Below are 11,245 nucleotides of genomic sequence, written 5' to 3' on the forward strand. Positions count from 1 at the left end.
TGGAAGCAGTTCCAGGAAAAGCCTCTAAGCTTCAGTCCTACGAGACCGTACCGCAAACCGACACAGGTGGACGGGATGAATATTCCAAGGCGCTTGAGAGAACTCAGGAGAAGGAACTCGGCAAATTGATACCGTAACTTCGGGAGAAGGTATGCCCCGGTAGTGTGAAGAGCCTGCGCTCGGAGCATGAAGGGAAGCACTTTTCGAAGCCCCGGACTACTACGCCGCCGAAGCCGATGCGATCTTCCTGAACGACTTCGGGGATCCAGCCCAAGAATACGGCTTGGATTTGCCACCGGACGAAGGCACCGACATCGACAGTCGTCCCAACCGATCCGCTGCCGCGGTGGGGACCGCCACACAGACCCCGATCCCAGCCTCGATCGGTGGTTTTGTCTACCGCGATGACAACGATTCGGGAACCAAGGACGCAGGTGAAATCGGGTTGGGCGGAGTCACCGTTCGGTTGATCCCTGTTGACACGATCGCGCCACAGAACCAACTGGAAACCACCACCAACGCCGACGGTTCGTATCAATTCACGAACCTGATGCCGGGTCGCTACCGCATCGTCGAAGTCGACCAGCCCGCTGATTTGGAAGACGGCAAGGACGCCGCTGGTACGATCGACGGCCAAGTGGTCGGGACAGCGATCAATCCAGGCGATGAAATCCGCGACATCGTTCTCGGTGGTGGCGATGTCGGGGTGGAGTACAACTTCGGCGAAGTCCCGCTTGGATCGATCGGCGGTTTCGTCTACTTGGCCGCACCAGGTGCGGATTGCGACGGCGATCACGACGAAGGCGACAGCACGCCGCTGCAAAACGTAGAAGTTCGTCTGATCGACGAACAAGGCAAACTGGTCGCGACCACGCGAACCGGCGCGGACGGCAGCTACCTCTTCGATGACCTTCGCACCGGTGTGTACGAGATCGTTGAAATCACGCCGGACGGATTGCTGGACGGCGGATCGCATCCTGGGGAGATTCGCACGATCGCATCGAATGTCTTTGTTCCCGTCGGTGGATCCGTCGATGGTGGACGAATCACCAACGTCGCGTTGCCACCCGGCGGCGAAGGCCACGAGTACAACTTCTGCGAAGCCGCTCCAGGATCGTTGTCCGGGCAGGTCTATCATGATCGTGACAACGATGGCACTCGAGACGCGGGCGAAGAAGCGATCCCCGGCACCGAATTGGTGCTGGTTGGCTCGGACGGAAACGTCGTCGCCACCACCGTCACCGGTCCCGATGGCGAGTACAAATTCAGCGGTTTGACAGCGGACACCTACCGCATCATCGAAACCCAACCGCTTGGCTACATCGACGGCATCGACTCGGTCGGTCAAATCGACGGGACCACCGTTGGTGGATTGGGGTCCGATTCCGACAGCTTGGTCAGCATCACGCTGCGTCAAGGTTTGCACGGCGTCAACTACGACTTCGGCGAACGCAAACTCGCTTCACTCAGCGGACGCGTTCACGTTGACTTCGACGAAGACTGCTTCAAAGATGACGACGAACCAGTCCTCGAAGGGGTGACCATCACGCTGGTCGATGACAACGGCAATCAAGTCGCACAGACGACAACGGACGCCGACGGTCGCTACTACTTCACCGACCTGATTCCCGGCAACTACACCGTCATCGAAACGCAACCGGAAGGCTACTTCGAAGGCGGCGCCAAACCGGGATCCGCCGGCGGCGTCACGGAGAACCCTAGCCGCATTGGTTCGATCACGTTGACCTCAGGCGAAGTCGCCGTGGACTACGATTTCTGCGAGCGGCCTCCTTCGGAAATTTCCGGGATCGTGTACGTCGATCGTGATGCGGATTGCTTCCGCGATTCGGGCGAAGAAGGCCTGTCAGGCGTTCGCATCGAACTGGTCGATGAATCCGGTGCCGTGATCGCCACCACGCTGACGGATGCATCAGGTGCCTACAAGTTCAGCAACTTGCCAGCCGGCTTCTACACCGTTCGTGAAATCCAACCGAGCGGATACTTCCACGGCGGTCAGAAAGCGGGCAGCCACGGCGGCGATGATTCCCAAGCCGATGTGATTTCGACCATCGACATGGGCTGGGGCGAAACCCTGACGCAGTACAACTTCTGCGAACTGTTGCCATCCGAGTTGTCCGGCATTGTGTATGTCGACAAAGATGCGGATTGCTTCCGCGACGCAGACGAGATCGGTCTGACCGGCGTGATCGTCGAACTGTTCGATGAAAACGGTGCCTTGGTCGACAGCACCACCACCGACGCCAGCGGTGCCTATCACTTTGGCAACTTGAAATCAGGCATCTACACCGTTCGCGAAACGCAGCCCGAAGGCTACTTCCACGGCGGACAGATGGCAGGCTCGGGAGGCGGCGATGATAGCGTCGCCGACGTGATCTCAGTCATTGACATCGGTTGGGGCGAAACGCTCACCGACTATGACTTTTGCGAACGTTTGCCGTCGGAGATCTCAGGGATTGTCTATGTCGACAAGGATGCTGACTGCTTCCAAGACAACGACGAACCCGGCCTCAGTGGCGTCTTGATTGAGTTGTTCAACTCGGCCGGTGAATTGGTCGCCACGACCACAACCATTGCCGATGGCTCGTATCACTTTGGAAACCTGCAGGCAGGTGATTACACCGTTCGCGAAACGCAACCAGAAGGCTACTACCAAGGCAGCCAAATGGCTGGTAGCGCGGGCGGCGATGACAGCGTTGACGATGTGATCTCAGCGATTCCTATCGGTTGGGGTGAGTCGCTGACCAACTACGACTTCTGCGAGGTTCTGCCAAGCACCATATCGGGGATGGTTTGGGCCGACACGGTTCGCAACAGCGTCTTCGACGACGGAGAAACTCCGCTGGCCAACGTGGTCATCGAGTTGCGTGACGAAACCGACCAAGTCATCGCGACGACCCAAACGGACAACCAAGGTCGTTACACGTTCGATTCCTTGCCACCGGGAACCTACTCCGTTTACGAGTCGCAACCCGAAGGCTACTTCCAAGGCGGACAAATCGTCGGCGACTTCGGCGGCCGAATCCTTGGCAGTGACATGATTGGGGAGATCACCATCCCCGGCGGCATCAACGCCACCGGTTACGACTTCCCTGAATTGCCACCGGCAACGATCTCGGGATACGTCTTCCAAGACGGTGAGAACTTGGTGCTCCGAGAAGCCCCCAGCCCAGAAGACTTGCGTGACTACCGCGATGGTGAACTGACCGACGACGACACCCGTCTGGCCGGAGTCACGCTCGAACTACGAAACGTTCTCGGCAGACCTGTCGACAGCGCGACTGGAGCACTCGCAGGCACGTATGGCACCGAGACCATTCGCGTCACCACCGACGAAAATGGGTTCTACATTTTCAGCGGCTTGCGTCCCGAAACGGTGTACTCGGTTTACCAAGTCCAACCAGAGGGCTTCATCGATTCGCTGGACACGCCCGGAACGCTGGGCGGTTTGGCAATCAACGTTGCGGACTTTGTGTCCGATGGCGGCGAAGGAACCTTGACGTTCCCAACGTCGGTTCAAAACCTGATGGCGGACTCATCCACGGATCCCAAGTTCGACGCAATCCTGCAGTTGTTCGTGGGCGCAGGCCAGACCAGCACGAACAACAACTTCAGCGAGATCGCCATCGAAGATCCGCCGGTCTTCCCACCACCGGAATACCCGGCCGAAGACCCAATCACTCGACCGTTGGTTCCGATCGAAACGTTCGAAACCCCGATCCGCCCCATGGCATTCGGAATCCACTTGGATCCGCACCATCAATTTCTGTTCGCCGATGAATGGCAGGTCAGTTGGCACTTGAGTGTGATCAACGGTGGATTCCCGCGTGGCGATGGTGCCGAGTCAGGTATCGTCCAAGCCGACGAGTTCACAGAAGACGGCGATCTGATTCGCCCCGCCAATTTCCGTTTGGAACTGGACGGCGAGACGGAAGATGAAAAAGGCGAGCGAAAAGGCAAGCTACCAAGCTCGTTGCTGCGAAACGATCTGATGACGGGACTGTGGCACATTCAAATGCCCACCGTTCGAACATTGGCCGCGCAGTCCGAATCCAGTTCTCACATTCAAATGGGACACCCCGATGCGAAGGCACTCACCGGTGACTTCAATGGCGATGGTGTTGATGAAGCGGTGCTGTACATCGGCGGACAATGGTTCGTCGACCTCAACGGCAATGGTAAATGGGACGCCGGCGACATGTGGGTCCGCTTGGGAACAGAACTCGATCGCCCTGTCGTGGGTGACTGGGACGGAGACGGCAAGGACGATGTCGGAATCTTCGGACGTCGCTGGGAAAATGATTGGGCTCGCATTCGACGCGATCCCGGTTTGCCAGACCCAGCCAATACCCGCCGACGTGGCCTGTCTCGTGACGAATTGGTCCCACGCGAAACGACCGTCAACGAAGACCAACAACGGATGTTGATGCGTGGCGAAGACGGCGGCTTGCTGGCCGACGCAGTGGACCACGTGTTCCAGTATGGCGAACAAGTCGACACCCCCATCGCGGGTGACTGGAACGGAGACGGCATCGACCAAATCGGTGTCTTCCGTGGCGGCCAGTGGTTGCTTGATGATGATGCCGACGGTCGCTGGACAGGCAAAACCAAACCCCACGACTTTGGACGTCCCGGTGACGAACCGATCGTGGGTGACTTTGATGGCGACGGCATCGACGAAATCGGTGTGGTCCGTGGCGATGTGTGGATCATCGACAGCGATGGTGACCGCAAGTTGACGGCCAACGACAAACGCATCGTTGTGTCGCGAGAGTCCGCCGACTCACAGCCAATTGTGGGTGACTTCAACGGCGACAACATCGACGAACCGGGCTACTACACCGACGCCGGCTGATTTTGAAAGCAGTCGGCCAACCGTGCACCTTGCATTCACTCACCCAAATGGGCGTTTGAAGTTCGCATCAATTGCCGCCTTCATTGCCTGGAACAGGAGCACGGATTCGCTTACCCTGCAGTCCGTTTGAACGAGTCTTCGAAAGAAGCCCCACTCCCCCTCCATGATTGAGCTGATTGAATGTCCGACCGCATCGTCCTTCGCACCGGTGAAGCTCTCGTCGCTGGTGGTCCTCCCTTCACCGCCGCAGAACCTGAGGTCGTCATCGGCGAACTCGACGGTCCCGTTGGCACGGCCTTGGCCACGTTGACCGGTGACCAATCCATGGGCCACTCCAAAGTTTTCGCGATCTTGAACACTGACATCCAAGTCCGTCCGGTGACGTTGTGTGTCAGCAAAGTGACTGTCAAAAACAGCCGCTACACCAACATCCTGATGGGCACCGTCCAAGCAGCAATCGCCAACGGCGTGCTGGATGCGGTTCGTGCCGGCGATCTCCCCAAAGAAAAAGCCAACGACCTTGGCATCATTTGCAGCGTGTGGCTGAACCCCGGTGTCATCGATGACGACAACTTGGACCACAAGGCATTGTTCGACATTCATCGCAAAGCGATGGCACAAGCGATTCACAAAGCAATGAACAACGAACCATCGATCGATTGGTTGCTAGAAAACCAAGACAAGATCACGCACAAGTACTACCAAATGGGTCTCGACGGCAAAATCTAATCTGGCAGAAGCACGTCATTGGTTGGCTCCGGACAATCGATGAACCCAAGGTTCACTCACGCAAGTTCACGTCGCGAAATTCATGATGCTTATCGCGACCTGATCGGTGCGGTTTGGCACCGCGCTAGCGAGGGTTAGCGGGGGGGGGGTAGCGGACGTTAGCGGAACAGTGAGCTGTTGGCAGGCTCTTCACTGCCCTGCCCGTCCAACGCCGCAATCCATTCCGCCGGGTCATTGCCCAGGTCTTTTCCGGTGCTCTCTCGAAGAGTTTCGATCACCAAGTCTTGCGTGGCAGGATCTCGGTCACGAAGCGCAAGCTTGAGCGAATTGGTTGAGACGTCTCCTGGGTGTTTGCCCAACGCAGCGATGGCGGCATGGCGAACATCTTTGTCTTGCGATTCCCCCGCAATCGCCGCCAGCAATTGAGCCGCTTTTTCTTCGGGCCGCTCGCCCAAAGCACGACACGATTCCATGCGAACCTTCAGGTTGTCGTCTTTCAAACCCTTCGCAACCAAGTCGAGAGTGTTGGCAGCCTTGGAACGCCCTGCTGCCAAGATCGCCAATCGACGCATCTCTGCACTGGGATCATTTTCATAGATCTGCTCCAAATGCGGGGTCCAGGTTTGCTGCTGATCGGCAGGCATCGCGATCATCGAATCTGCGAGCGTCTGCAATTCTTGACGGCGTTTATGATCGGTCACGCCGATCGCCTCATCCGCCTTCCACTGACGCATCGTGAAATAGGGATTGACATGCTTGAGCGCATACATTGGGCCATCGTGACAGCCACCGCACAGCACCAAAACGGGAGCCGTCAGGAGGACAGACATCAACGGAACGATCGACTGAAAAAGGCGACTCGCCATGCGTTTCATCCAAGACGGGAAGATTCATTGAACAATTTCAACCTTCGACGTATCAAAACCGCAGGCATGAAAAAAACCCCAATTCGTTCGAAGGCAGTTTCACACCGATGCTCCAACTGGCACGAATGGTATCCCTTGCTCATCTGGCGGGCGTGTCCAGAAACTTGTTCTCTACCAACCGATGGAATAAGGTCTTCAAGGACTTCCCATCCGGGTTGGCTTTTCCCGTTTCGCCTGAGGTGCAACCCAAGAACGGGCTCTTCTCAGGCATACGTCACCGGTCCAAAATCTTTCCCCTTGCCGATGCCATCTCGGCGGTAAAGCCTTCCTCATCAAACGACAAGCGTCTTCTCAATGACAAGCATCCTGGGGATTTCCGCGTTCTACCATGATTCTGCGGCAAGCCTTGTCGTGAACGGAGAGATCGTTGCAGCGGCCCAGGAAGAACGCTTCACGCGGAAAAAGCACGACTTCCGCTTCCCACAACATGCAGTGGACTATTGCCTCTCTGAAGCTGGTTTGCAGCCGGAGGATTTGAGCTACGTCGTTTTCTACGACAAACCGCTCACCAAATTCGAACGACTGCTCGAAACCTACCTCGCTTATGTGCCGTCCGGGTACCGTTCCTTTCGCCAAGCCATGCCGCTTTGGTTGAAACAAAAACTGCATCTGCCTCGCGAACTTGCCAGTGGCTTGCATGACCGTTTTCGTGGAAGATTCGTGTTCACCGATCACCATGAATCGCATGCTGCCAGCGCGTTCTTCCCGTCTCCCTTTGCAGAGTCCGCGATTCTAACCCTCGATGGTGTCGGCGAATGGTCGACTTCCTGTGTTGGTACGGGACAAGGCAATCGCATCGAACTGATGGAAGAACTGCGATTCCCTCACTCGCTCGGACTGCTCTACTCCGCCTTCACTTACTACACCGGTTTCCGAGTCAACAGCGGCGAATACAAACTGATGGGATTGGCTCCCTATGGCACCCCCGTCTACAAAGATCTCATCCTCGAGCATCTGCTGGATCTCAAAGACGACGGATCTTTTCGCTTGGACATGCAGTATTTCAATTACTGCCAAGGGCTGACGATGACGTCGCGGCGATTCCACCAACTTTTTGGCGGTCCGCCACGTGCCCCCGAATCGGACGTGACCCAACGCGAAATGGATTTGGCCGCTTCGGTGCAAGCGGTCACAGAAGACGTCGTGTTGCGATCAGCCCGACACGCACATGAATTAACAGGATCCAACAATTTGGTTCTGGCCGGTGGCGTGGCTCTTAACTGCGTCGCAAACGGTCGCTTGCTGCGTGAGGGCCCCTTTGAAAATATCTGGATCCAACCGGCTGCTGGCGATGCAGGTGGTTCGCTCGGCGCAGCTCTGTTCGCTTGGCACCAACTTCTCGACAACCCCCGAGACCGAACTGCGGAGAACGACCAAGCGACCGACGCTGTCAAACTCGACTCCCAAAAAGGCTCTTTGCTCGGCCCAAGCTTTTCGGAAGGCCAGATTTCTCAAACGCTCGATCGTCACAACGCAGTGTCAACGCGTTTTGAAACCGAAAAAGAACTCTGCGATCGAGTCGCCGAATTGATCGCAGAGGAAAACGTGATCGGCTGGTTCCAAGGGCGTATGGAATTCGGCCCACGCGCGCTCGGAAACCGAAGCATCCTTGGCGACCCTCGCAGTGAAAAAATGCAGTCGGTGATGAACCTCAAGATCAAGTTCCGAGAATCATTCCGCCCCTTCGCACCGATCGTCCTGCGTGAACACGCCAGTCGGTACTTCCAATTGAGCGAAGACCAAGAGTCGCCCTACATGCTGATCGTCGCCCCCGTCGCGGATTCCATTCGGACACCGCTTGGAAGCGACTACGATACTGCCTTTGGATTGGACAAACTCAAGTACTGTCGCTCCAGTCTGCCTGCCGTCACACACGTGGACCACTCGGCTCGGATCCAAACGGTGGATAACGTCCGCAACCCGCTGCTGCATCAACTGTTGACATCGTTTCATGATTTGACGCAGTGCCCAGTTCTGATCAACACCAGTTTCAACGTCCGCAGCGAACCCATTGTCTGCACCCCAGAAGAAGCCTACCGATGCTTCCTGATGACCGAAATGGATGTTCTTGTCGTCGGCCGTCACGTGCTGCTGAAATCGGAACAACCCACCGACGCGTCAGCTCAAGCACGAGTCCAGCACTTGGCCCAATTTGAACTCGATTGATCCCACAAGAAAGCTTCCCTCCCGATGGCCCTTGCAGAACTCAACTGGAATCCGAACAGCAGGCAACTCCGGCAATTCGGATGCCTGAGCGCCGTGTTCTTGCCATTGCTTGCGTGGCTATCAATTGGCTCCCTTCCGGCAATCATCATCGCCGCGGGAATTGGAATCGTGGTCGGGATTCTTTCGTGGACCGCCCCCAAGCTGATTTCGCCGCTGTTCATTGGCCTGATGCTGATCACCTTTCCAATCGGAATCGTCCTCGGCGAACTGGTGATGCTGGTCATTTATATGTCCGTATTTCTCCCCATGGGAATTGCTTTTCGTCTCTTCGGAAGGGATCGACTGCAAAGGCGCATCGATCGCAATTGCAAGAGCTACTGGAGCCCTAAAAAGCAACCGAAATCGGCCGCAAGCTACTACCGCCAGTCATGATGAAAACAATGAAAAACGACGACAAAAATGAATTCGAAAAAGCCGGTGAGGACAAACCGCTCAGCATTGTTGGCGAGTTCATCTTGTTCATGCGAGAGAACAAGGCATGGTGGATGACCCCCATTCTGTTGTCCCTGGCTTTGCTGGGATTGTTCGCCCTGTTGGGTTCGACCGGCGCAGCACCGTTTATCTACACGCTGTTCTAACCCTCGCGTCCTTCCACGGTCACGTGAACCGAACCATCTTCAGCGGACACGGTCTGAACGTTGACGTCGAGAAATCGCTTCAGCACGTCGATGTGAGTCCGACTGTGCAGTGACAACGGTCGCGTGCGAAATTCGCTGCGATGACCGCTGTGTGCCGCCAATCCCATCGGCAACAACAGTTGATCCGCAAGGTACACACCCACCGGCACTTCGCTGAACAAATGAGTTCGGGCGTCGCGCAGCGTCGCACGCGCGACTTGCTCCGCTTTGACACCAACCTTGCCAAACCCAATGATCAACTCGCAAACGTTGTCAAACGCAAGCTCAATCATCACCACGTTGCCGGGACCACCAGCCTGCTGAACATCGACGACTTGGAAGGCCTTTTTGTCCCATCCGGTTTTCCGCGCGATCACATCACACTCCCGCTGGCCGACCAATTCCGGGATTTTGGAAACCAGTGCGGTGACTTTGGGTTGAAGTCTTCCGACTCGGTCCGCCAGCGTAATGCCTTCCATCCCAGTCGTCGGCTGGACCTTCATCGCGATCCGCCCGCCACCGGACGGATAGAATCCATGGGACTCGATGTCGACTTCCACCTCCGCATTCATCTTTGCCAACAGAGGCAAATAGCAACGCGAAAAGAAATCGAATGGCGGTGCCCAAGCCGCATGCGTTCCACCGCCGATCGAAATCGTGGACGGCGCATCAGCATGCAACAACACCGGCAGGATCGTCTGAGCAACCAAGATGGCGCTGCCCGCCGAACCCACTTCAAAGTGATGTTCGCCACCAGACAATTTGCCGGGCACCAACGTCAGTTCCGTTGAACCAAGCCGGTCACCCTCCACTTCGCCTGAACAAACCGCGCGGATCGCACGCAACCCGGCCAGATGCTGACGAAGCAACCCGGGCTTCTTGCGGCCGCCGCGAATGTTGGTGATGCGAGCCGGTTGCCCCGTGACCGCCGCGAGGGCGAGCGAAGAGCGGACAATTTGCCCGCCTCCTTCGCCCTCGTTTCCATTGATTTCAATCATCAGCTTTGCTCGCATCCTTGATCACAAACCGTGCTTTCAATCGAGCCACTTCGCTCGCCAACCCAGCCGACTTCACCGAACGCAAGACTTCATTGAAATCCTTGTACGCTGCCGGCGCCTCATCGATCGGATACTTACGGCAGTTGCTCAAGATGTCGTTGGAATCAAATTCCGAGTCCACCGTCGCTTGATCCAGCACACGCTTGGCATGGCGCCGTCCAAGCGTCCGCCCCGCGCCATGATTGACGCTGTAACAAGACGCCGATGCACCCTCATCAGCCACCATCACCGCCGACCCATCTCGTGGATTTCCAGGCAGTAATATCGGATGCCCAGATTTCGCAAACGGAGTGTTAGCAAGCGCATGATGTCCACCCGGCATCGCTCGCGTGGCTCCCTTTCGATGCACCCATGCGGGTCGATTGTCCACGATTTCCTTTCGAGCAATGTTGTGACTGATGAAGTAAACCAAATTCCCACGCGTTCCTGGAATCACTTCTTGAAACGCTTCCAATACGAGAGCATTGATGAGCAAATGGTTCACGGTCGCGAAGTTCGCTCCCAGTGCCATGTCATCGAGATAATCATTCGCTTCCTCCGATCCCAATGGAGCGTAAACCAATTGGCGATCGCCCGCAGGAAGCGGAATCCCCCATCGATCAAACTTGTCCTGCAAGGTACGAAACTGCCCCGACGCCAAGTTGTGTCCGAACCCTCGCGATCCACAGTGAGACAAAAACGCGACATTGCGATCACGCAAACCAAACGTCTGGGCCACTTCACGAGCACGATCGTTGTCGCCAACTTCCACCACCTCGCATTCTCCGAAGTGATTCCCGCCTCCATAGGAACCGAGTTGCTGCATCTTGTCACTGA

The 11,245-nt window shown here is 56.5% G+C and carries 8 protein-coding genes and 1 rRNA gene; 6 read left to right on the forward strand and 3 right to left on the reverse strand.

All coding sequences use genetic code 11. The features are described from left to right. The 3 genes from ACF8AM_RS09850 to fae form a co-directional block, all read left to right on the forward strand. Nucleotides 1–291 (forward strand): 23S ribosomal RNA (locus ACF8AM_RS09850); the annotation flags it as partial. Then, on the forward strand, nucleotides 284–4,873 hold the full coding sequence (locus ACF8AM_RS09855; RefSeq protein ID WP_392555474.1) for a collagen binding domain-containing protein: 4,590 nt from the start codon (nucleotides 284–286) through the stop codon (nucleotides 4,871–4,873). The genes ACF8AM_RS09850 and ACF8AM_RS09855, both read left to right, overlap by 8 nt. A 180-nt stretch (nucleotides 4,874–5,053) precedes the next feature. After that, on the forward strand, nucleotides 5,054–5,602 hold the full coding sequence (gene fae / locus ACF8AM_RS09860; RefSeq protein ID WP_392555475.1) for a formaldehyde-activating enzyme: 549 nt from the start codon (nucleotides 5,054–5,056) through the stop codon (nucleotides 5,600–5,602). A gap of 158 nt (nucleotides 5,603–5,760) precedes the next feature. Here the strand turns inward: fae and ACF8AM_RS09865 are convergent, their stop codons facing one another. Beyond that, nucleotides 5,761–6,477, reverse strand: a complete 717-nt coding sequence (locus ACF8AM_RS09865) for a HEAT repeat domain-containing protein (protein WP_392555476.1) — start codon at nucleotides 6,475–6,477, stop codon at nucleotides 5,761–5,763. Nucleotides 6,478–6,822: 345 nt separating this feature from the next. On the opposite strand from ACF8AM_RS09865, the gene ACF8AM_RS09870 reads away from it, so the two are divergent. The 3 genes from ACF8AM_RS09870 (at nucleotide 6,823) to ACF8AM_RS09880 (ending at nucleotide 9,332) form a co-directional block, all read left to right on the forward strand. Continuing rightward, complete coding sequence (locus tag ACF8AM_RS09870) at nucleotides 6,823–8,694, forward strand: carbamoyltransferase (RefSeq protein ID WP_392555477.1); 1,872 nt, start codon at nucleotides 6,823–6,825, stop codon at nucleotides 8,692–8,694. A 93-nt stretch (nucleotides 8,695–8,787) separates the two neighbouring features. After that, entirely contained in the window at nucleotides 8,788–9,126 is a 339-nt protein-coding gene (locus ACF8AM_RS09875) for a hypothetical protein (protein ID WP_392555478.1), read from the forward strand. An 8-nt stretch (nucleotides 9,127–9,134) separates the two neighbouring features. After that, complete coding sequence (locus tag ACF8AM_RS09880; RefSeq protein ID WP_392555479.1) at nucleotides 9,135–9,332, forward strand: DUF5989 family protein; 198 nt, start codon at nucleotides 9,135–9,137, stop codon at nucleotides 9,330–9,332. Here ACF8AM_RS09880 and rtcA read toward each other — a convergent pair. Continuing rightward, nucleotides 9,329–10,369, reverse strand: a complete 1,041-nt coding sequence (rtcA, locus tag ACF8AM_RS09885) for an RNA 3'-terminal phosphate cyclase (RefSeq protein WP_392555480.1) — start codon at nucleotides 10,367–10,369, stop codon at nucleotides 9,329–9,331. The two genes, ACF8AM_RS09880 and rtcA, sit on opposite strands and share 4 nt — an antisense overlap. Then, a partial coding sequence (locus ACF8AM_RS09890; protein WP_392555481.1) for an RtcB family protein occupies nucleotides 10,362–11,245 on the reverse strand: 884 nt, incomplete at its 5' end. The genes rtcA and ACF8AM_RS09890, both read right to left, overlap by 8 nt.

This window comes from Rhodopirellula sp. JB055 (assembly GCF_043100905.1).
Taxonomy (GTDB): Bacteria; Planctomycetota; Planctomycetia; order Pirellulales; family Pirellulaceae; genus Rhodopirellula.

What these genes read in the sequence shown, in the direction of transcription:
- ACF8AM_RS09865 (WP_392555476.1), bottom strand. Translation starts at nt 6,477, where the DNA reads ATGAAACGCATGGCGAGTCGCCTTTTTCAGTCGATCGTTCCGTTGATG.
- rtcA (WP_392555480.1), bottom strand. Translation starts at nt 10,369, where the DNA reads ATGATTGAAATCAATGGAAACGAGGGCGAAGGAGGCGGGCAAATTGTC.
- fae (WP_392555475.1), top strand. Translation starts at nt 5,054, where the DNA reads ATGTCCGACCGCATCGTCCTTCGCACCGGTGAAGCTCTCGTCGCTGGT.
- ACF8AM_RS09880 (WP_392555479.1), top strand. Translation starts at nt 9,135, where the DNA reads ATGAAAAACGACGACAAAAATGAATTCGAAAAAGCCGGTGAGGACAAA.
- ACF8AM_RS09870 (WP_392555477.1), top strand. Translation starts at nt 6,823, where the DNA reads ATGACAAGCATCCTGGGGATTTCCGCGTTCTACCATGATTCTGCGGCA.